This window comes from Algoriphagus sp. A40 (genome assembly GCF_002002735.1).
Taxonomy (GTDB): domain Bacteria; phylum Bacteroidota; class Bacteroidia; order Cytophagales; family Cyclobacteriaceae; genus Algoriphagus.
The window spans coordinates 1-22,389 of sequence record NZ_MUNY01000070.1 but is presented as its reverse complement, the minus strand read 5'-3'; the positions used below and the strand labels follow the sequence as shown (position 1 = coordinate 22,389).

The 22,389-nt window shown below is 41.3% G+C and carries 18 protein-coding genes; 17 read left to right on the top strand and 1 reads right to left on the bottom strand.

Annotated elements, in window-relative coordinates; all coding sequences use genetic code 11:
• The first annotated feature begins 53 nt into the window (after positions 1–53).
• On the top strand, positions 54–2,315 hold the full coding sequence (locus B0E43_RS17435) for an RND family transporter (protein WP_077352132.1): 2,262 nt from the start codon (positions 54–56) through the stop codon (positions 2,313–2,315).
• Here B0E43_RS17435 and B0E43_RS17430 read toward each other — a convergent pair.
• Positions 2,305–3,348: an endonuclease/exonuclease/phosphatase family protein gene (locus tag B0E43_RS17430; protein ID WP_077352130.1), complete on the bottom strand. Its 1,044-nt coding sequence runs from the start codon at positions 3,346–3,348 to the stop codon at positions 2,305–2,307. The genes B0E43_RS17435 and B0E43_RS17430 overlap by 11 nt on opposite strands.
• Positions 3,349–3,578: 230 nt before the next feature.
• On the opposite strand from B0E43_RS17430, the gene B0E43_RS17425 reads away from it, so the two are divergent.
• The 16 genes from B0E43_RS17425 to B0E43_RS17350 all read left to right on the top strand — a co-directional run.
• Positions 3,579–4,154 (top strand): DUF2911 domain-containing protein, encoded by a 576-nt coding sequence (locus B0E43_RS17425; protein WP_077352128.1) that lies wholly within the window; start codon positions 3,579–3,581, stop codon positions 4,152–4,154.
• 130 nt (positions 4,155–4,284) lie between these two features.
• The gene (locus tag B0E43_RS17420) at positions 4,285–6,699 is read left to right on the top strand and encodes a penicillin acylase family protein (protein WP_077352126.1); all 2,415 of its coding nucleotides are present in this window, start codon (positions 4,285–4,287) and stop codon (positions 6,697–6,699) included.
• 7 nt (positions 6,700–6,706) lie between these two features.
• Positions 6,707–7,078, top strand: coding sequence for a hypothetical protein (locus tag B0E43_RS17415; RefSeq protein WP_077352124.1), 372 nt, complete (start codon positions 6,707–6,709; stop codon positions 7,076–7,078).
• Positions 7,079–7,185: 107 nt separating this feature from the next.
• Entirely contained in the window at positions 7,186–7,704 is a 519-nt protein-coding gene (locus tag B0E43_RS17410) for a DeoR family transcriptional regulator (protein ID WP_077352122.1), read from the top strand.
• A gap of 240 nt (positions 7,705–7,944) precedes the next feature.
• Positions 7,945–10,473 (top strand): SLBB domain-containing protein, encoded by a 2,529-nt coding sequence (locus tag B0E43_RS17405; RefSeq protein ID WP_371454713.1) that lies wholly within the window; start codon positions 7,945–7,947, stop codon positions 10,471–10,473.
• A 6-nt stretch (positions 10,474–10,479) separates the two neighbouring features.
• Positions 10,480–11,799 (top strand): UDP-glucose/GDP-mannose dehydrogenase family protein, encoded by a 1,320-nt coding sequence (locus B0E43_RS17400; RefSeq protein ID WP_077352120.1) that lies wholly within the window; start codon positions 10,480–10,482, stop codon positions 11,797–11,799.
• A gap of 295 nt (positions 11,800–12,094) precedes the next feature.
• Complete coding sequence (locus B0E43_RS17395) at positions 12,095–13,195, top strand: Wzz/FepE/Etk N-terminal domain-containing protein (RefSeq protein ID WP_077352118.1); 1,101 nt, start codon at positions 12,095–12,097, stop codon at positions 13,193–13,195.
• 8 nt (positions 13,196–13,203) lie between these two features.
• The gene (locus tag B0E43_RS17390) at positions 13,204–14,334 is read left to right on the top strand and encodes a DegT/DnrJ/EryC1/StrS aminotransferase family protein (RefSeq protein WP_077352116.1); all 1,131 of its coding nucleotides are present in this window, start codon (positions 13,204–13,206) and stop codon (positions 14,332–14,334) included.
• Positions 14,335–14,422: 88 nt separating this feature from the next.
• Positions 14,423–14,998, top strand: coding sequence for an acyltransferase (locus B0E43_RS17385; RefSeq protein ID WP_077352114.1), 576 nt, complete (start codon positions 14,423–14,425; stop codon positions 14,996–14,998).
• 74 nt (positions 14,999–15,072) lie between these two features.
• Positions 15,073–16,038, top strand: a complete 966-nt coding sequence (locus B0E43_RS17380) for a Gfo/Idh/MocA family protein (protein ID WP_077352112.1) — start codon at positions 15,073–15,075, stop codon at positions 16,036–16,038.
• A gap of 14 nt (positions 16,039–16,052) precedes the next feature.
• Positions 16,053–17,033 (top strand): NAD-dependent epimerase/dehydratase family protein, encoded by a 981-nt coding sequence (locus B0E43_RS17375; RefSeq protein WP_077352110.1) that lies wholly within the window; start codon positions 16,053–16,055, stop codon positions 17,031–17,033.
• A 40-nt stretch (positions 17,034–17,073) separates the two neighbouring features.
• Positions 17,074–18,222 (top strand): DegT/DnrJ/EryC1/StrS aminotransferase family protein, encoded by a 1,149-nt coding sequence (locus tag B0E43_RS17370; RefSeq protein ID WP_077352108.1) that lies wholly within the window; start codon positions 17,074–17,076, stop codon positions 18,220–18,222.
• A 2-nt stretch (positions 18,223–18,224) separates the two neighbouring features.
• On the top strand, positions 18,225–19,169 hold the full coding sequence (locus B0E43_RS17365) for a bifunctional 2-polyprenyl-6-hydroxyphenol methylase/3-demethylubiquinol 3-O-methyltransferase UbiG (RefSeq protein ID WP_077352107.1): 945 nt from the start codon (positions 18,225–18,227) through the stop codon (positions 19,167–19,169).
• Positions 19,169–21,061: an asparagine synthase (glutamine-hydrolyzing) gene (asnB, locus tag B0E43_RS17360; RefSeq protein WP_077352105.1), complete on the top strand. Its 1,893-nt coding sequence runs from the start codon at positions 19,169–19,171 to the stop codon at positions 21,059–21,061. The genes B0E43_RS17365 and asnB overlap by 1 nt, the downstream gene beginning before the upstream one ends.
• Positions 21,058–21,597, top strand: a complete 540-nt coding sequence (locus B0E43_RS17355; protein ID WP_139352813.1) for a DapH/DapD/GlmU-related protein — start codon at positions 21,058–21,060, stop codon at positions 21,595–21,597. The genes asnB and B0E43_RS17355 overlap by 4 nt, the downstream gene beginning before the upstream one ends.
• Before the next feature lie 198 nt (positions 21,598–21,795).
• Positions 21,796–22,389, top strand: a 594-nt coding sequence (locus tag B0E43_RS17350; RefSeq protein ID WP_217349180.1) for a hypothetical protein, incomplete at its 3' end; no start/stop codon positions are given.

Here is a 22,389-nt window from a genome sequence, read left to right as displayed (position 1 = left end):
TTTTTTAAAAAGTAACTTAATTTTCAAGATCATTTCTTACCATCCCGCACCGAATGTTCAGAAAACCAACGGCTTTAGCTTTTCTCGGAATCGGGATTTTTCTCAGTTTTCTTATTTTGATTTTTCCTCCACAACTGGCATTTGAATACGACTTTGAGCAGTTTTTTACCGAGGATGATCCGGATTTGGCCTTTTACAGGCAATTCGAAAAAGACTTTGAAAGTGACAATGATTACCTGTTGATTGCATTGCAAAGTTCAACAGGAGAAGTGGCAGAAGTTTCTTTCGTTGAAAAAAGTAATCTCGTAAAGGAAAAAATAAAAACGCTCCAGGGTGTCGACACCCTCATCTCAATTCTTGATTTGGAAATGCCGAAAATCGGGCTCTTTGGGATCAGTTTCGAGAAAGTGTTCGATTGGGAGTCGGAGGAAAATCTTAAGCTTTCCAAGTCCCAATTGGACCAGTTTGAAGGTTCGCTAATTTCCAAAGACGGAAAGAGTATTCTTTTTTTGATCAAGCATGATCCGGGACTGAACAAGGAGCAAGGGGATTCAGTGTATGGCCACATCCGTCAGATCTTTTCCGAAAGTAAAATTACTCCGAAAGCTGTGGCTGGAAAAATCCAAGCTCAAGGCGATTTTGTAACCTTGATGCAGCAGGAGTTTGGGATTTTTCTAAGTATCTCGTTAATTCTGATGCTACTTGCCTTATGGTTGATTTTCAGATCGTGGTGGGGAGTTTGTGTTCCCATAGTGGTACTCAGTTTTGGAGTATTATGGGCATTTGCACTGATTTTATTTTCAGGCAGAGCCCTTGATATTATGTCTGTAATGAAGCCGACGATTTTTTTGATTGTAGGCCTGAGTGCCCTGATTCATTATTTTACTCAACTGATCAAAAAACTGAATGCCAATGTACCAAAAGATCAGGCTGTTTTTGAGACTTTCAGAGAACTCACCTTTCCGGTTTGGTTGACTGTATTTACCACTTCTGTTGGTTTTTTATCCCTTTATTTCACCTCAATACCGGCTCTTAAAGCATTTGGTCTTTGGACAGGCATCGGGATTTTGGTGATTTTTCTTGCTCTGATTTTCATTACACCGGGAGTACTGTATCTGGTTCCCCTTTCGAAAAACAAAACTGCCCAACTGAACCCTATTTCCGCTCTCCATACCCTGTTTTCCCAGATTATTTTGAAAAGAAAAGTAATCCTCCTGGGATTCTTGGGGCTTACTGTGATCTCACTTGGTTTGGGAACTCAATTGAAAGTAAATGGATACCTGTTGGACAATCTGCCACATGATCATCCGATTCAACAGGATATTTCCTATTTCGATGAGCAATTTGGAGGATCTAATCCTCTGGAAATTTACCTTGAGGCAGGCAATGATTCTGTTTCCCTTTTGGACTTTGAGGTGCTCCAGGAAATTGAAAAGCTTGAACTTAAACTCCTGGAGGCATTTGGTGAAAGACAATACATTTCTCCATTGAGTCTGGTCAAAACTTTGAATCAGGCCCAAAACCAGGGAAGCCCCGCTGCATTCACTTTTCCCTCTCAAGGCCAATACCTTCGAATGAAGCGGTATTTCAGTCAACTGCTTAAAACAGAAGGTCCAAAAGTGATAAGTTCTGACCAAAAGTCCGGAAGGATGAGTTCTCGTGTGGCAGATCTTGGAAGTTTGGAAATGGGAAAAAGAAGAACCGAAATTCTGGACTTTGTCCAAAAGGAGATCAATCCCGGATTGCTCAAAGTCCGATGGACAGGAACAGCTTTTCTCATGGACCGGGGGCATGAATCCGTGACCCGTCAGATGCTACAAGGACTCTTTGTTGCTTTTCTCGTGGTGGGAATAATCGGAGGATTAATGTTCAGGTCGTTGAGACTCTCACTGATTTTGTTGATTCCAAACATCATTCCCCTGGTTTGGATGCTTGGTCTGATGTTTTTGTTAGGGATCGAATTTAAGCTGACTACGTCAATTCTTTTTTCAATTGCTTTTGGAATAGCCGTGGACGACACGATCCATTTTATGGCAAAGCTGAAAACCGAATTGAAAAAAGGGAAAAGCTTCCTTTATGCAATAAAAAGGACTTTTTTGGAAGCTGGAAGGGCAATTATCCTGACCTCGGTGATATTGGTTGTGGGGTTTGGTCTGCTGAGTTTCAGTAAGTTTGGGGTGACCCATTTTACGGGATTATTGATCAGTTTTACCCTGATTTTTGCGCTTTTGGCAGATTTGTTACTACTTCCCGTTTTGCTTTTTCCACTGAAGAAAATCTGGGAAAGAAAACCCGCCAGAGGTCTTAAGGCTTAAATCCTTCCCAGGTAAAAGTCGCTGTGACAGGATAATGATCCGAATAATCCACCTCCCGATGGGTATTGAAATGAACTGGACTGAGGCTGGGATCTGCGAAAATATGGTCGATTCTCAAAAAGAAAAGGACACGATTATAGGTGAATTCAAAGCCTCTTCCGGCCTTTTCAAAGGCATTGTCCAATTTTTCTCCCAACTTGAAATAAGCGTAAGAGTAGGGAATTTCATTCAAATCTCCCATCAAAATGACTGGATGGGGACTGTTGCTGAGATGCTCAAAAAGGATGGTCAATTGCTCAGCACGAGCAAGGCTTCCTCGATGCAGCTTGCCCAAAGTCTGTCGATACACCTGCTTGGCTTTATCGTAATCGTTGAGCGATCCCGTCTCGATGGCCATGGATTCCAAATGAGTATTGTAGATCCTAAGCGTGTCATCGCCGACTTGAATATCTGCGAAAATCGCTCCATTGGTCACCTGAGTGTCGAAAACAACCCCATCATTGACAATTGGATACCTCGAAAAAATTGCCATTCCTTGGGCTCTTTTCTGCGGATTGCCATCCACAACGTGAAATACATGTTCGTATTCCCCATCATTTCCTAGCAGTTTTACTGCATTACGGGTAGAAGAAGTATTGTCCTGATAAAATTCCTGAAAAACCTTGATATCGGCTGGATGCTCGGCCAGCCAGGTGAAGACATTTGGATCAAGGGGATCCGACTTTTCTTTTCTGTAAAAAAAGCTGTGGGTGTTGTAAGTCAAAACTTTCAGTCCTGGCGCTTCCTCATTCCGGGAATGTAACTGGAAAGTGATCAGGATAAATTTATAGCCAATCAGTAAGGCCAATAAAGGTAAAAAAGCAAGCTTTCTCCATGCCAAAATCAAAATCGCCAAAAGGAAAGCATTGGTAATAAGAATGATAGGAATGAGGAATGGCAGTAAACCGGCATATCGAAAAACTTCCGGTGAAATATAAACACTTGAATAAAGTATCAGAGATACCAAAAATACCAGAGCGGTAATAATTTTCATTTAGGCTGGGTTGAGAGCAAATGGAAAGTACCCGAATCCAAAAGTGGTAAATTTTGTTTCAAGTTTTCTATAATCCTGATCGTTTTAGAGAAATTGGAGAGAATTGAAGCATATCCAACTGTTAACGAAAATGTAGTTAAAAAGTGATTTCCAATTTTCTGGGGACTTTGGAATAACGTGATTTCAGTTAATTTTACGTAATTACCCAATAAATAAACCATTCCTCTCACATGAAAAAGTTGTCAAATATCTGGTTGTTAGCCTTGACTTGTGCATTTGTTTTGGCCTGTCAGCCTAAGACTACCGAAAGCACAGAAGAAACTGCTGCTGAAGAGTCTTCCGACGAAACAGCGGCTGAAAGCGAAAAAAGACCCAGTCCTTTGGAAATCAAAGAGGGACAAATTGCCGGGAAAACTATTAAAGTTCATTATGGATCTCCATCTGTAAAAGGAAGAACTATTTGGGGTGATTTGGTGCCTTACAATGTGGTATGGAGAACCGGTGCTAATGAGGCTACTTACATCGAAATACCTCAGGATATCACTGTGGAGGGAAAAACCCTTGCCGCAGGAAAATATTCGATTTTCACTATCCCTAAAGAAGCGGGAGCCTGGACCGTGATTTTCAACAAAGATTGGGAACTTGAGCACGGGCATTTTCAATACGACGAAAAAAATGATGTGCTGAGAGTGGAAGCCACTCCCACCTGGGAAGCCAGCTCATCTGAAAAACTAACAATTGATGTAGAATCCCCTGGATTGGTAATCCGCTGGGAAAAAATGAAACTGGCAATAACAATCCAATAGGCCTTTTTTTAGGAAATCCCTGGTTCGAAACCGGGGATTTTTTTGTCCCTTGATTCCAGTTATCAGGTAGAAATTTAGCCGGTATCATCCAAACCAAATTTAACCTTCAGCTTTACAAAGACTATATCCCATGAAGTACGTATCCTTCTTTTTGGTCTTAGCCCTGACTGCAGCATTGGCTGTTTTGGTTTCCATGCCAATTGGTCAGATACCTCCGATAGCTCCTCTCTTGGATCCAAATCATGGTTTTTGGCAAAACACCCTGAGTGAGGATCAACTCGCAGCCGAGGAAATAAGCCTGAAAAACCTAAGTGCACCTGTCGAAGTTGTTTATGACCAAAACCTTATTCCACACATTTTTGCCCAAAACGAAGCAGATCTTTACCGTGCTCAGGGATATGTGACCGCACAGCATCGACTTTGGCAGATGGAGTTTCAGACGATGGCTGCCGCAGGCCGGATTTCTGAAATTGTTGGTCCGATTGCGATTGACCTTGATCGAATGACCAGAAGAAAAGGATTGGTATTTGGAGCTGAAGTTGGTCTGAAATTTATTCAGGAAACAGATCCCGAAACCCTAGCCTTGATGGAGGCTTATGCTGACGGGGTGAATCAATACATTGCCCAATTGACCGATGCGAGACTTCCTGTAGAGTATAAAATCCTGAACTATAAGCCTGAGCCATGGACTGCTTTTAAGTCAGCCCTTCTTTTGAAATATATGTCTGACATGTTGGTGGGAGACCGGGATTTGGAGTTTACCAATCTTCGAAAAATCCTCGGTGAAATTACCCTGAATAAACTTTTTCCAGAATTCCCCACCGAAAATGATCCAGTAATCGAAGCGGAACGGATCTGGGACTTTACTCCTGTTGCCGTGACCAAACCCGACAGCATCAACTATCCAGATGAAACTTTGCTACTTGGTCCGCTTACCCAACCTGTGGAAGGAACCGGATCCAATAACTGGGCTGTGGCGGGAAAGAAAACCAAAAACGGGAACCCCATTTTGGCCAATGATCCCCATTTGAGTTTGAATCTACCTTCTCTTTGGTACTCCATGCAGTTGAGTACACCTACTCACAAAGTAAAAGGAGCGACACTTCCCGGGGCATTGGGAGTGATTTCAGGATTCAATGAGGACATCGCCTGGGGAGTTACCAACGCGACCAAAGACGCTAGAGATTGGTACAAAATCACCTTTCTGGATGACAAACGGAATTCGTATTCCTATGGGAATGTAGTGAGGCAAACCGAGTTGCGAATTGAAGAGATTAAAGTAAAAGGACAGGAACCTTTTATTGATTCAGTCATATATACCCATTACGGTCCGGTAGTATACGACCATACTTTCAAAAACGAACGGCAGGATGTGAATTTTGCACTCAAATGGACTGTCCATGCGGGTTCCAATGAGCAAAAGACGTTTTTGCTGATGAATAAAGCCAAAAACCACCAAGACTATAATGATGCTTTGAATCATTATTCCGCCCCGGCCCAAAACTTTGTTTTTGCATCCAAAAAAGGAGACATCGCCATGAGGATACAGGGCAAATTCCCACTGAAGTGGTCTGGCCAAGGCAAATTTTTGATGAACGGATCCGATCCACGGATGGAATGGCAGGGTTACATTCCCAACGAGCACAATGCCAATACACTCAATCCCGAACGGGGATTTGTTTCTTCTGCAAATCAGCATCCCGCCGACCCGTCTTATCCCTATTATGTGTTTGATAATTCTTTCGAACATTACCGAAACCGACGACTGAACAGGAGATTAAGGGAAATGGAGCAGATCACAGTGGAGGATATGAAAGCCTTGCAATTTGATGATTATAACCTGCAGGCAGCGGAGGCGCTTCCTGTTTTGATTCAACTGCTGGGTACCTACAAGTCTGATTCACCGGAAGCTGAGAAATACCTTCAGGAACTCAAATCGTGGGACTTTTTTGCAGACCCCAATCAAAAGGGTCAAACGCTTTATTCCATTTGGTCTTCAGAAACCTTTGAGAGCATCTGGAGAGAACTTATGGCCAATGAAGTTCCTCTGGTACGCCCCAATAGTTATCAAACTGTTGAATTGTTGACCAAGTCTCCAACAGATTCTGTTTTTGATATCCGATCACAAGAAGGTTTTGAAACTGCAGAGTATCATGTCAAAGCAGGATTTGATTCCTTACTCGTGGCAATGTCCAAATGGGAAACAGAGGAAGGAGATTATTCTTGGTCAAATTTCAAAAAAACCACGATCCAGCATTTGGTTCCAAACTTCAAGTCCTTTTCGGCAAGCAATATTTATACTGGCGGAGGATCAGGAATGCTGAATGCAACAGGAAGCCGACATGGAGCAAGTTGGAGAATGGTGGTGGAACTTGGTCCTGAAATTCAGGCGTTTGGCATTTATCCAGGCGGCCAATCAGGAAACCCCGGCAGCAGATTTTATGATAATTTTATCCCCATTTGGGCAAACGGAGAATACTTGAATTTCAGTCTTAGGACGATTGAAAATCAGGAAAATGTTCTCTTTAAAACCACATTTAAATAATTAAGCTATGAGATTTATATTTCTAACCATACTTACAGTTCTCCTTGTTGTTTTCCTTAACCCGATAGCCCCTTTTTGGATGGTCATGATAGGAATCGGGGTGCTGAGTGCCCTGATTTACCCAAACGGAATCGGAGGATTTTTGGGAGGTGGACTTGGAATGGGATTGACTTGGTTAGGCTTGAGTATTTATTTGGGCATCACTACCTCGAGCTCATTGCCAGACCGAATGGGTGATTTGATGGGACTTGGATCAGGAATGACTTTGGTTGGGTTGACCGGAGTTATTGGATTTCTCCTTGGAGGTTTTAGCGGATGGACCGGAGTATTGTTTCGAAATATGCTCCAAAAAAACCCTGAAAATGTATACAAGGGCTAGCCTAGGGATTTTTTAAAAAACGCTCATTTTTTTGCAAAAAAGGCATTTTTATTTTTACAGTTACTTGGAATGAGTACCTTTGTTACTCATTACTAACTGGATTTTTTATGCTCGAATCCCTGATTACATCAAAGACCCGTTTGCGGCTTTTGATCAAGTTTTTTGTCAACTCCCAAAATCACAGTCATTTGAGGGGTCTAGCTGAAGAGTTCGGTGAATCAACGAATGCAATTCGAAAGGAGCTCAATAATCTTACTCAGGCAGGGATATTGATTAAGCATTCTGATAAGAATAAAATCGAATATCAGGCGAATACCCGACATCCGTTTTACAGCAACATCCGGGATATAATCAGGAAATACTTAGGCTTGGACATGCTGCTGGAGCAGATTTTGGAGCGAATGGGTGAAGTAGAGCAAGTTGTTTTGATTGGAGATATCGCGCGGGGTAGCGATACAGGTACAATTGACGTACTGGTGACAGGAGATAGCCTCAACGATGACTATTTCAATCACCTCACCACCCGATTGGAACAATTAATAGACCGAAAAGTGATCTTTACGTTGGCATCCGGGCGTTTTTCGTCCGGTGGGCTGATTCTTTTTGACCGGCAGGCCGGAGTTTGATTTTTTTTAACTAGGCAATTTGACTTGCTAGGCACATGAATTGTGACTGAAAGGGCGAAGCTGTACCAAAATGCAAGTTTTTTCGCCAAAAAGTGCAATTTTGAATTATAATAGATGAGTGACATTCATTTTCATACAAAAGCATTGAAAAACTCTTTCTCTCTTTTAATCAGAACAGGATTACTGGCTGTTGTTTTCTTTTTCATTTCTGGGTCACTTTGGTCTCAAAGCCTGGGTGATTTGAAGACACTCAAGGTGGACAATCTTTCGGATGCCCAAATCGAGCAATTGATAAAAAGGGCTGAATCCAGCGGTTTGACTTCCTCCCAGTTGGAAGCAATGGCCCGGGAGCAGGGGCTTTCCCCCATTGAAGCCAACAAGCTCAGGCAACGGATGATGGGTTTGCAAAAGACGGTAAATACAGGTACAGCAGGGACCGGCGGGAATGAATCCAGAGAATTTGGGCAAAACAGTTCAGATTATTTATTTGACTCCATCCGAAAGGCCGACCCCTATTACGATTTGACGCCTTTTCAAAAGAAAATTTTTGGCTACAAGCTTTTTCACAACAGAAATCTGGATTTCACTCCGAGTTTGAATCTTCCGACTCCTCAGGGGTATATCGTTGGAGGAGGAGACCAGTTGTTGATAGACGTATATGGATCATCACAGCAGTCGTTCGATGCGATGGTATCTTCGGAGGGTAATATTTTGATTCCGAATGTAGGTTCGATTCAAGTAGGCGGAGCATCGATTGAAGCGACTACGGCCAGGCTGAAAACTTCGTTGGGCAGAATTTACTCTGGACTATTAGGGCCAAACCCAAGCACATTCCTTCAAGTAAGATTGGGAAATATCCGTTCGATCAAAGTGTCCATGGTGGGTGAATTGTCTAGGCCAGGCACTTATACTTTGCCATCCTTTGCCTCAGTTTTCAACGGTTTGTTTGCCGCCGGCGGTCCAAATGAAAACGGGAGTTTCAGAAATATCCAGGTCTATCGGGACAGCCGTTTGGTGACCACGGTGGATATCTATGAGTTTTTGTCCAAAGGAGATTCCAAGGCCAACATTACACTCCAAGATAACGATGTAGTCATTATCCCACCTGTGCAGGCTCGGGTGGAAATTATTGGGCCAGTTCGAAGAGAAGGCTTTTTTGAAGTCAAACCTGAAGAGACACTTTCAGATCTGTACATCTATACTGGTGGGTTTACAAGTGAAGCGTATAAGGATCGACTGACAGTAAGACGTATTGAAAACAACGAGCGAAGAGTCATCGATGTGGCCCAGCCTGATTTCAAAAACTTCAATCCAAAAGACGGGGATGAAATCCTGATCGGCGAGGCACTAGACCGATACATAAACAGAGTTCAGATCACTGGAGCTGTCCAAAGGCCAGGAGAATATGCGCTGGAAAATGGTGTTTCTGTAAAAGTGTTGATTGAAAAGGCACAGGGACTGAAGCCTGAGGCATTTGTCAATCGGGCTACCCTGTATCGAACCAGCGATGATTTGACATTGGCGGCTACGACTTTGGATTTAAAAGGAATCCTGGACGGGACTTCTCAAGATGTACTATTAAAAAATGAAGACCTCCTCTTTATCCCAAGTAAGTACGATATTCAGGAAGAAACCTATGTGAAAATTTCCGGTGAGGTCAATACCCCCGGCACTTATCCATTTGCTACTGCCATGACCGTTGGGGACTTGATTTTGCAGTGCGGTGGACTTCTTCAATCCGCATCCAATTCCTACATAGAAATAGCCAGAAGGGTTCGTGATGCGAGTTCCGGTAAACTAGCAGAATTGATCACTATTTCAATTGACCCTAATCTGCAACTTTCTGAGGAAGAAAGGATTCAGCCTTTGATGCCTTTTGATCATGTGTTTATCCGAAAAAGTCCTGGTTTCGAGCGTGAACTTTTGATGAGTGTACAGGGAGAGGTCAACTACCCTGGAGAATTTGCCATCTCCTCTGCAAATGAACGGATTTCTGACGTGGTCAAAAGGGCAGGAGGACTTAATCAGTTTGCCTACCCGAAAGGTGCCAGTCTTGTAAGGAGGACAGTTTATTACAAGGAATTGACCCCTGATCAGATTAAGGAAAAAACTATGCGGGATATTCGGGAAAAAGTAGATCCTGAGAAGAAAGAGCAGATCAATCAGGCGGAATTGATTCTGTTTGAGCGCTTGGATGGCAAGATTACTTCAATCGAAGAGCAGAGACTGATTGAGGAACAAAAGAGAATCCTTCAGGGATTTGACAGCAACAATAAATTAGACACACTTTCTAGAGATACCCTATATAACGAAGTCCGGTTTAAGCAACAGGATATCATCGGAATTAACCTTGAGGAAATACTCAAGAACCCTGGGACAGGAGAGGATCTAATTCTTCAGGAAGGAGATATTCTGAGAATTCCAAAAGAGCTTCAAACTGTAAGAATGGTAGGCGAAGTGTTGCTACCAACAACCGCACGCTATACAGGAAATAGTAAATTCAGGAGCTACATTTCAAAAGCAGGCGGATTTACAGAAGAGGCGAGAAAAAGCAAATCCTATGTCATATATGCAAATGGTGATGCAAAAAGGACGAAATCACTTTTGATGTTCAAATTCTATCCCCGCTTAGAACCCGGTGCTGAAATCGTGGTTCCGAAGAAGCCTGAAAGAGAGAGATTGACAACCGCAGCTTGGCTTGGAATTGCTTCCAGTTTGGCCACGCTTGGTATTTTGGTTCAAAGTTTAATTAACAACAATAGTAACTAGTATTTTATGAAAATTGCAGTTGTAGGAACTGGCTATGTTGGCTTGGTCTCAGGAGCTTGTTTTGCTGATGTAGGGATTGAGGTTACCTGTGTAGATATTGATCTGAAAAAGATCGAAAATCTAAAAAAAGGCATCATGCCAATATATGAGCCTGGTTTAGAGGAGATTGTTACTAGAAATTACAAAAGCGGAAGACTCCATTTCAGTACTGATTTGGGTCAAGCCATTCAGGGTGCCGAAGTTGCTTTTATTGCCGTGGGTACGCCTCCGGGTGAGGATGGTTCAGCAGACCTGAAATATGTATTGGCTGTGGCGGACGAAATCGGTCGCAAAATGACCGACTACATCGTAGTTGCCACCAAAAGCACGGTACCTGTGACCACAGGAGAAAAAGTAAGGGCAGCAATTCAGGCTGCTTTGGATAAAAGAGGCTCAGATCTTCCTTTTGCAGTAGCATCCAATCCGGAATTCCTGAAAGAAGGAGCTGCTGTAGAAGACTTCCTAAAGCCGGACAGAATTGTGATAGGGATAGACGATGAGCGGGCTGAGGAAATCATGCAACGGCTTTACAAACCCTTCCAATTGAGCGGTGATCGGATAATCTACATGGATATCCCTTCGGCTGAAATGACCAAATATGCTGCAAATGCCATGCTTGCTACCAAGATTTCATTCATGAATGACATCGCCAACTTGTGTGAGCGCGTGGGTGCAGATGCAAATATGGTCAGAAAAGGTATCGGCTCGGATCCCCGAATAGGCAATAAATTCATCTACCCGGGCGTAGGATATGGAGGTTCCTGTTTTCCTAAAGATGTGAAAGCAATCATCAAGACAGCTAAACAATACGGCTATGATTTGAAAGTATTGCAGGCTGTGGAAGATGTCAATGATGCCCAAAAGTACGTATTGGCCAATAAGGTGAAGGCTCATTTTGGAACAGATCTTAGTGGGTTGACATTCGCTATATGGGGACTTAGCTTTAAGCCTAATACTGACGATATGCGTGAGGCACCTGCAGGAGTGATTATTGACCTTCTTCGGGAAGCAGGAGCAAAGGTAAAAGCCTATGATCCCGTAGCCATGGAGGAAGCAAAGGCTCATTACATTTTTGACAAAGTGACCTATTGCAAAGATGCCTACGATGCCTTGGTGGATTCTGATGCTTTACTTCTTGTGACTGAGTGGTCAGAGTTCCGAATCCCAAGTTGGGATGTGGTAGGCAAGCTTCTTAATAATAAGGTGGTCTTTGATGGCCGGAATATCTACGACAGAAAATACCTGGAGGGGCTTGGTTTTACCCACTATGGAATTGGGGTGAAGTAGGGGAATGCCGGAAGGTATTTTCATTTTAGAGTTTCTAGAGTCAGTCAGGAGATGGTTTTCCCTTTCCTTTAGAAAATTCGACTTTGACTTTATATAGAGGTGAATTTTTAGGTTCAAACCCCTGATTCTCCTAGAGTTGAGTCTTGAGGTTGATTCAGAATAGTCAAGGGCTTACTTAGAGTTTTATTGGGTGACAATTGGGCAGACATAGGTCTGCTTGCTTCATACATGAGTCTTATCCGATTTTTGGATATAATCAGGGTTTCGGTAAGTAGCCTTTAGAAAAGAATAAACTATGGCGGAAAATTCAATAAATAACAATTCAACCGGGACTTTGGCATACCTCCAGCTCCTTCAGGCGGTATTGAAGGATAGAAAAAAACTATTGATTTTTTCAGGAGTTGGACTATTCTTAGGAATTTTGGTTGCATTTACCACTCCAAGAGAATATCAGTCCTCGTCATATGTGTTATTGGAATCAGAAGGAGAAGGAAGTTCTTTGGGGCAAATGGGTGCATTGGCTGGACTGGCAGGAATAAATGTTTCTCAGCTTCAATCCGGGCAAATGGCACTTACCTCCGAGGTATTTCCCGAGGTGATCCATAGCCGTGATTTTCTTCTAGAAATCTCAAAAGAAAAATTTAAGTTTGAATCAAAAAATAGCCAAATCCAAAGCCTGGAGGAGTATTATTATGAGGAAAAGCCTTCCAATATTGTAAAGAAAGCACTGAATTTCATCCTTAGTATTCCGGCAATTGTTGTAGGCTGGTTTGCCTCTCCTGATCCGATGCCAGCAAATTTGGCCACATCGGAAAATGGACAAGTAGACTATTTAAATTTGACAAGTCAGGAATTTTTTATTGTCGGTGAACTGAAAAAAAGAATTCTTATTGAGCAAAAAGGTAAACTGATCCGACTAAATGTTTCCATGCCCGAACCTTTGATTGCAGCGCAGGTCAATTCTTTAGTTTTAGAAAGACTGATTGCCTATGTGACAGAATATAAAGTTGGAAGGCAAAGAAGGAACATTGAGTTTATCGAGGAAAGGGTTTTAGAAACAGAAAAGAAGTTCGATGAAGCCCAAATGAGACTTGCTTCTTTTAGAGATGCCAATCAGGGACTTATATCTCAGCGAGCTCGTACCAGAGAGGAGCAACTTGAATTCGAATTCAACATTGCCTATAATGTTTACAACACTATAAAACAGGAACTGGAACAATCAGCGATCCAACTCAAGAAGGAAACTCCGATTTTCACCGTATTGGAAAAGGCGGCAATTCCTCTGGGATCTTCCAAACCTAACAAACCCCTGATTCTAATCTTCTCTATTTTCTTGGGATTGTTTGTGGGTGTTTTGGTAAATCTTTATAAAGTCTTAGCAGAAAATATCAAGTAGGTAAAAAGATGACAACAATTCAAATGGTAGATCTTCGTACCCAGTACGAGCGCATTAAAATCGATATAGATCAGGCCATACAGCAAGTTTTAGACAACACTGCCTTTATCAATGGTCCTGATGTAAAGGCATTTGCCCAGGAACTTTCCCAATATACAGGAGCTGCTTATGTGATTCCTTGTGGAAATGGAACGGATGCTTTGCAAATCGCAATGATGGCTTTGGATTTCCAGCCTGGTGATGAAGTCATCGTGCCTGCCTTTACCTATGTGGCGACTGTTGAAGTAATCGCTCTGTTGGGCCTTCGTCCCAAATTCGTTGATGTCCTGCCTGATACCTATGAACTCGATCCTGCAGGATTGGAAAAAGCGCTGGGGCCAAAGGTTGTCGGTATCGTACCGGTTCATCTTTACGGTCAGTGTTCAAATATGGAATTCCTTGTGGATTTTGCCCAAAAGCACAACCTGAAAATAATTGAAGATACTGCACAGGCAATCGGTGCCGTCTATACTTTTTCGGATGGCCGAAAAGCTCAGGCAGGAACTATCGGAGATGTTGGTACCACCTCTTTTTTCCCTTCCAAAAACCTGGGATGTTACGGAGATGGGGGTGCGATGTTTACCAATGACTCTGAATTGGCTGAAAAGCTAAGAATGATTGCCAACCATGGCCAAAAAAAGAAATATTACCATGATTCAATTGGTGTAAATTCCCGTTTGGATACCCTTCAGGCAGCTATTTTAAGAGTTAAACTGAAGCATTTGGACAGATATTCTTCCTCAAGAAATGAAGTGGCCGCAAGATATGATCAGGCATTTTTGAATCACCAGAATATCAAGACTCCAAAAAGGGCTGCAAATTCTACCCATGTTTTCCACCAGTATACAATTCAGGTTGAAGGTGCATCAAGGGAGGATTTAAAGAATTTCCTTCAGGAAAAAGGCGTACCGACTATGGTCTATTATCCTGTACCGCTACACCTACAGCAGGCCTATTTGCAATATGGGTATCAGCAAGGTGAATTTCCGGTGGCTGAAAACCTATGTAAAAAGGTACTTTCTCTCCCAATTCATACCGAAATGGAACCAGAGCAGCAAGAATTTATCATTGAAGCAATCAAAAGCTTTTTCAACAAATGAAATCGAGCATGACAAAGATCGTCACACTAAGCAAAGATTATTTGCAATGCGAGATTCCATGTGGTCTTTGAAAAAAAATCATTAACACATGAAAGAATACTATGCGCATGAATCGGCCTTTATCGATGAGGGCTGCGATATCGGCAAAGGGACCAAAATCTGGCATTTTTCACATGTCATGTCCAATTGCAAGCTTGGAGAAAACTGCAACATCGGACAGAATGTGGTTATTTCTCCTGAGGTGGTTTTGGGAAAAAATGTGAAAGTCCAAAACAACGTGTCTATCTACACCGGAGTCACCTGTGACGATGATGTGTTTTTAGGCCCATCGATGGTATTTACCAATGTGACCAATCCCAGAAGTGCCGTCAACCGAAGAGGACAGTACTCCAAAACCCATGTGGGAAGAGGTGCTTCTATAGGAGCCAATGCCACGATTGTCTGCGGGCATGACATAGGAGAATTTGCCTTTATCGGAGCAGGTGCTGTAGTGACTAAAACCATCCCAGCTTATGCATTGGTAGTAGGAAATCCTTCCCGTCAAATTGGCTGGATGAGTGAATTCGGGCATAAATTGGTATTTGATCAAAATGGGATAGCAAGCTGCCCGGAGTCAGGTGAAAAATATCAACTTAAAACCGGGATTGTTTCAAAAATAAAATAGGCAATTGAAGGCTTCATTTTTGTATTGGAATTTAGAATTGGAGACCTGAATGATTGATTTTAACTAAATAGAGAATGAAAAATTTCGCATTAATAGGCGCGGCAGGATATATCGCACCACGCCACATGAAGGCAATAAAGGATACCGGAAATAGACTTTTGGCGGCCTATGACAAATTTGACAGTGTTGGAGTAATGGACAGCCACTTCCCGGAAGCTGATTTTTTTACCGAATTCGAACGTTTTGACCGTCATGTGGAAAAGTTGAAGCGAACTGAAAACAAGATTGATTACGTCAGTATTTGTTCTCCTAATTATTTGCATGATTCCCATATTCGGTTTGGACTGAGAGTCGGGGCGGATGTAATCTGTGAAAAGCCTCTGGTCTTGAATCCTTGGAATATCGAGGCTCTAACTGAGGTAGAAAAGGAACATGGAAAAAAAGTCTTCAATATTCTGCAACTTAGACTTCATCCTTCCATCGTTGCCCTGAAGGAGCGAATTGCCAATGGTCCCAAGGATAAAATTTACGACATTGATTTGAGTTATATCACCTCCCGGGGACACTGGTACTATACTTCCTGGAAAGGTGACCAGAGCAAATCAGGTGGGATTGCTACCAATATAGGAGTTCATTTTTACGATATGCTGACTTGGGTTTTTGGTCCAGTCAAAACAAATCAGGTCCACATCCATACCCATGATCGGGCAGCAGGATATCTGGAGCTTGAAAAAGCCCGAGTGAGGTGGTTTTTAAGTATCAACGCTGAAACCCTTCCCGATTCAGTAAAGGCAAAAGGAGGAAGGACTTTCCGTTCTCTTTCCATGGAAGGTGAAGAGATTGAATTCAGCGATGGATTTACAGAGCTTCATACCCACAGCTACCAGCACATTCTGGATGGAAATGGGTTCGGGTTGGAAGAAGCCATGAACAGTATCCAATTGGTACATGATATCCGACATATGAAACCCTTGGGACTTGTGGGTGAGTATCATCCATTAGCCAAGCAAGCATTGGCGAAACATCCCTTTGACAATTAATTAAAACATAAATTATGGAATTGAAAGATTCAAAAGTCCTTGTCATTGGCGGGGCTGGATTTATCGGAAGTTTCGTTGTTTCCGAACTTTTGAAAGAACCAATAGCGGAAGTTGTCATATATGACAATTTTGCAAGAGGTCAAAAGGATTACCTGAAAGAACAGTTGAAAGATCCCCGATGCAGCATTTTCCCTATTGGAGGAGATGTGAGAGAAATTGACATTCTCGACACTGCAATGCAAGGAAAAGATTATGTGATTTGCCTGGCAGCTATGTGGCTGCTTCACTGCAAAGATTATCCAAGAACTGCCTTTGAAGTAAATATTGCAGGGACATTCAATGTCTTGGAAGCCTGTGTGAAGCATAAGATCAAAAAATTGATCTGGTCTTCTTCAGCCTCTGTTTACGGAGATGCTGTCGAATTGCCGATGACTGAATCCCACCCATTCAACAACAAGAATTTTTACGGTGCCACCAAGATTGCCGGTGAAGCAATGGCCACAGCATTTCATGACCGCTATGGACTTCAGGTGATCGGATTGCGCTACATGAATGTCTATGGTCCCCATCAAGACCAAACTGCAGCTTATACCGGTGTTGTCCCGATAATGTTGAATAAAATCGAGGCCAACGAATCTCCTTCAATCAATGGAGACGGAAGTCAGGCCTATGATTTCATTTACGTGGAAGATGTGGCACAATGCAATGTCCAAGCCCTTAAAAGTGAGGTGAAGTTTGGGATGTATAATGTGGGGACTGAGATCCAAACCTCAATTCGGGAGCTTTGCAACTTGATCCTTGAGCTCAAGAATTCCAAGCTGGAAGTAAGCTACAAGCCTTATTCAGCTGATGACGCCAGAGCCTTGGTTCAAAACCGAATTGGTTCCAGAAAGAAGGCTGAGGAGGAACTGGGCTTTCTATATAAATACAGCCTGAAGGAAGGTCTTCTGAAATTGATTGACTGGCGAATTGCCACAGGTGTGGATAAAGGGTAATCCTGGAATCTTTTAATTTTTATTGAAAATTGACTGAAAAATGAGTCTGGTAGAAAAAAGAAATATTCCCATTTCACTTCCTGTCACAGGTTTGGAGGAATGGGAGGCGACCAAAGAGCCACTTATGAGCGGCTGGATTACCTCTGGCCCCAAAGTAAGAGAGTTTGAGCAGCTTTTTGCCGAAAGGCATCAGGTAAAGCATGCTTTGGCGGTTACCAGTGCCACAACTGCTTTGCACTTAGCTCTTGTTGCTTTAGGGGTAGGGCCCGGCGATGAAGTTATTGTTCCTGCATTTACTTGGGTTTCTACAGCAAACGTAGTCTTGTATTGTGGGGCAAGGGTGGTTTTTGCGGACATAAATCCACTCACCTTTAATATTGATCCAACAGACCTGGCTAAGCGAATTACCTCAAAAACCAAAGCTATCATTCCTGTTCACCTTTTTGGTCTTTGTGCCGAAATGGATGAAATCAAGCGGATAGCTGGTAATATCCCTTTAATTGAGGATGGAGCCTGTGCTGCCGGAGCAGCCTATAAAGGAACTCCTGCCGGAGCTTTAGGCACCATTGGATGTTTCAGCTTTCATCCCCGAAAGTCCGTGACTACCGGAGAAGGAGGAATGCTGACAACCAATGATGATCACTTGGGAGAATTGATGGGAATGCTTCGTAACCACGGGGCATCCATCTCAGAAGAACAGCGACACCACGGACCCCGTCCTTACATTCTGCCCGACTTTAACCTGATGGGATTCAATTACAGAATGACTGACCTCCAAGGAGCAGTAGGGGTGGTTCAGATCAAGAAGCTAGACCAGTTTATAGACGAAAGGGAAAAGTGGGCGGCTTACTATGCCGAAAATCTGAAAGAAATTGAGTGGCTTAGGACTCCTTCATTTGGTAAGGATTATAAACACGGCTGGCAGTCTTATGTCACTTTTGTAGACGAATCCAAGGCACCTGCTTCCAGAAACCAAATCATGGAATTGCTTCAGGAAAGAGGGATTTCCACGAGACCTGGGACACATGCCGTTCACATGCTGAACTTTTACAAAGAAAAATATCAAATCCAACCTTCTGACTTTCCAGGTGCACAGGCTGCAAATGACTATTCCATGTCAATCCCTCTTCACAATCGAATGAGTGCTGAAGATTATGCGTATGTAGTGGATGCATTAAAATCACTCTAATTATGATTGAAATAGTCAAAAGTATTTTCAATGTTGAAATAAACATTGAAGAAAATTTGATCTCAATTAATTCAGAAGATAACACGAGTCAAACTCAAGATGTCTTTTCTGACAAATGGGAAGATTTTGATCAGCAGGGAAATTATAAGGACCTGGTGGATTTTCAAAAAGACTGGTTTAGATCTCTTTATGGTTTTGAAGATGAAGATGCGTTTAAAAATTTCTGTTGTTCAAAAAAAATTATTTTGGATGCGGGCTGTGGATTAGGATACAAAGCTGCATGGATGGCTGAATTATCACCTGAATCTTTGGTCATTGGAATTGATTATTCTAAAGCTGCTGAAATAGCCGCACGCAATTATAAACATTTGCCGAATCTTTACTTTTTTCGGGCTGATATATCCAATACATATATAAAAGAAGGACTTGTTGATTTTGTTCTTTGTGATCAAGTTATCATGCATACTAATGATCCTGAGCTGACATTCAAGCATTTATCTGGTATTACTGCAATAGGAGGAATTTTTGCTTGCTATGTTTATGCCAAGAAAGCCTTACCCAGAGAATTATTGGATGATTATTTCCGCAATACAACCCATAAAATTGATAGAGATGATATGTGGGAAATGTCAAAACAACTTACTCAGTTGGGGAAAGTACTGTCAGATTTAAAAATGTCAATAGATGTTCCAGAAATACCTTTATTAGGTATTAAAGGCGGTAAGCAAGATATTCAAAGATTTATTTACTATAATTTTTTAAAATGCTTTTATAAATCGGACTGGGATTTACACACTTGTGATGCCACAAACTTTGACTGGTACGCTCCATCAAAGGCAAAGAGATATAGCATGGAGGAATTTTTGGCAATGGTGAAAGCTAATAAACTAGTAGTGGATTATTTGCATGCTGAGGAAGCCTGTTTCTCAGGAAGATTTTTAAAGTAATGTGTGGAATAGTAGGAGTTTTTAATTTAAACGGTGAACCATTTGGCCTATCTGCTCTAAAAGATATGGCTGCGGCAATTGCACATAGGGGACCTGATGGAGAAGGGTTTTTCGTAGAAAATAATATTGCCATTGCCCATAAAAGGCTTTCAATTCTAGATTTATCCCCTAGAGGTGCACAGCCTATGACATCAAAAGACGGTCAATGGGTAGTAACCTTCAATGGCTGTATCTATAATTTTCTAGAGCTAAAACAAGAATTACAAGCTAAGGGGCACGAATTTGTTTCAACAACAGATACTGAAGTAATTGTCGAAGGTTTGGCGGCTTATGGATCATCATTCTTTGAACGACTTAACGGTATGTTTGCCGTTGGTGCCTGGAACAAAAGTGAGAAAGCACTTTACCTGTCACGGGATCGATTTGGGGTAAAACCTCTATATTATTGGTTTTCAGGAAAAACAATCGTCTTTGCATCGGAAATCAAAGCGATTATAAAGCATCCAAGATTTCAAGTGAATTTGAATTATTCAGCACTAAACGAATATTTCACTTTTCAAAATATGTTTACTTTCCATACCCTTTTTGATGGTGTATTTATGCTGCCTCCAGCAAATACGGTACGGATTGATTCGTCTAGTTCCTTTGTCAAACACATGTCTTGGTGGGATTATGATTTCTCACAGACTGATGATAAGCTGTCTTTTGATGAAGCTCGTGCTCAAACAGAAGACCTTTTTAAAAAAGCAGTAGCCAGGCAGATGATTGCTGATGTTCCAGTGGGTTCATATTTATCCGGTGGTATGGATAGTGGTTCTATTACAGCTCAGGCAAGTTTACACGTCAATCGATTGGCAACATTTACCTGTGGATTTGACATGAGTGAAGTCACGGGTGTGGAAGCTAATTACGATGAGCGAAGGGATGCCGAATTGATGGCAAATCATTTCAAAACTGAACATTACGAACAGGTTTTAAATGCCGGTGATATCAGATGGTCCTTGCCTAGAGTAGTTCATCATCTTGAAGATTTAAGAGTTGGGATGTCTTATCCAAATTATTACATATCTCGTCTTGCTTCGAAGTTTGTAAAAGTTTGCCTACAAGGTACTGGGGGAGATGAGCTTTTTGGAGGCTATCCATGGAGATATTACAGGATATTCAAATCAGTAAGCCAATCTGAGTTTTTTGATCTTTATTATGATTTCTGGCAGCGATTAGTGCCCGACAGCCAAAGGGAAGAACTTTTTACTTCTTCAGTAAGAAGTAAAATAAATTCTAGAGAGCCCAGGGAAATTTTTGAACGTGTCTTCACATTCAATAGTAAGTTGAAATATGACAGTCCGGAAGATCATATCAATAATTCACTTTATTTTGAAGCCAAAACATTTTTACCAGGTCTACTATTGGTAGGAGATAAATTATCCATGGCCAATGGATTGGAGGAACGCTTTCCCTTTCTGGACAATGATCTTGTCAATTTTGCTCAAAAGATCCCGGTCAGGCATAAGCTCGGCAATCTTGAGCAAATGCTCAAAATTGATGAGAATGAGGAGAAGAAGAAAAGCAAGGCTTACAGGGAATTCGATGACGGCAAAAATGTGCTAAGAAAAGCAATGATGGGGTTTATGCCTGAAAAAATAATCAACAGAAAAAAGCAAGGGTTTTCAGCTCCAGATGAAAGTTGGTACCGCGGAGAAAATGCAGCTTATATTAAGGAACTACTGCTGAATAAAAAAACCATTTCTTCTGACTTCATAAATCAGGATTATATTCAAAAAATTGTAAGGGAACATACGGAAGATCATATTAACCATAGATTATTGATTTGGAGTTTCATGAATTTTGAATGGTGGTGTAAAATTTATTTAAATAAGGAGACTTTTGAATGAATAGGTCAGAAAAATTAGGAAATTCTCCAGAACATCTTGAGTTTTATCACAAACTGCTTAAGCTAAAAGAGGAATTTGACAGACTGTTTAAAGAAAATTTTAATAGATCTATTCCTTTTGCAGATTTGGTTTTTGACCGTTGGGAAAAAGCCAAATCTTTGGGTTTCGGGGAAGGCAGCTCCATATATGATTCTTCTTATGTATTCGGGGAGGTAAAGGTCGGTAAATTCACATGGATTGGTCCTAATACAATTCTGGATGGATCCGGAGGCTTAAGCATTGGATCAAATTGTAGCATATCAGCAGGCGCTCAAATATACTCTCATGATACGGTGGAATGGGCAATTTCAGGAGGTGTAGCTCCATACGAATATGGACCAGTAGTTATAGGGAACAATTGTTATTTAGGCCCAAATGCCATTATCAGTTTAGGTGTAACTTTAGGTGATGGATGTATTGTTGGAGCGAATAGTTTTGTAAACAAGAGTTATCCTTCAGGAAGTAAAATTGCAGGTTCTCCCGCTAGGTTGCTATAATCTTGACCTTTAAAATTCTAATTTTAGTATATATTTTTTTCTTCCTTAATTCAATGCTTTATAAATCTTCAATAGTTACAAGATTTATTAGCAGTCAACTAAAAAAAGTTACAGAAACTATCTGCCAGTACACTATTAAGTTAGGATATATTTAAGCTTTTGTTGTACTAAAAGAAAATTAGTGCAATCGCTAATAGAATGAAGAAAAAAACAAAAATATTAATTGCTCCAATTGAAATTGCTGGCTATTATGCTAACCTAGCCAAAGGCTTCAAAGAATTAGGAGTTGAACATGATTTTGTGGTTTATACTTCTCACTCTTTTGGATATGGCGGGGAGTCAAAAAGACCAATTTTGCTTCGCGCAGCTGATTGGTTTAATCAATTGAGGAATGAAAGAAGTTTTTTTTTAATAAAAGTAATATCAATTATTCCAATGAGATTATTATCCTATTTGTGGGGTATAACAGCTCTCTTTCGGTATGATGTATTTATATTTGGATTTGGTGAATCATTGTTTCCAAATAACATTGATTTGCCTATTTTACGTTTTTTTGGAAAAAAAATTATATCAAATCTTTCACATGGTTCAGAAGCTAGACCTCCATATATTGATGGAAGTTACCTTTCGAAAGAAGGAGATTTGTCAAGTATCAGTGAAATCTTCTCATTGGTTCTCAGGAACAAGAAAGTTTTAACAAAACATTTAAAATATGCTGACCTGGTAATAGGTGCACCTTATTCATCTTCTCAATTTGCAAAGAGTACTTTTATTAATTATTTAAATATAGGG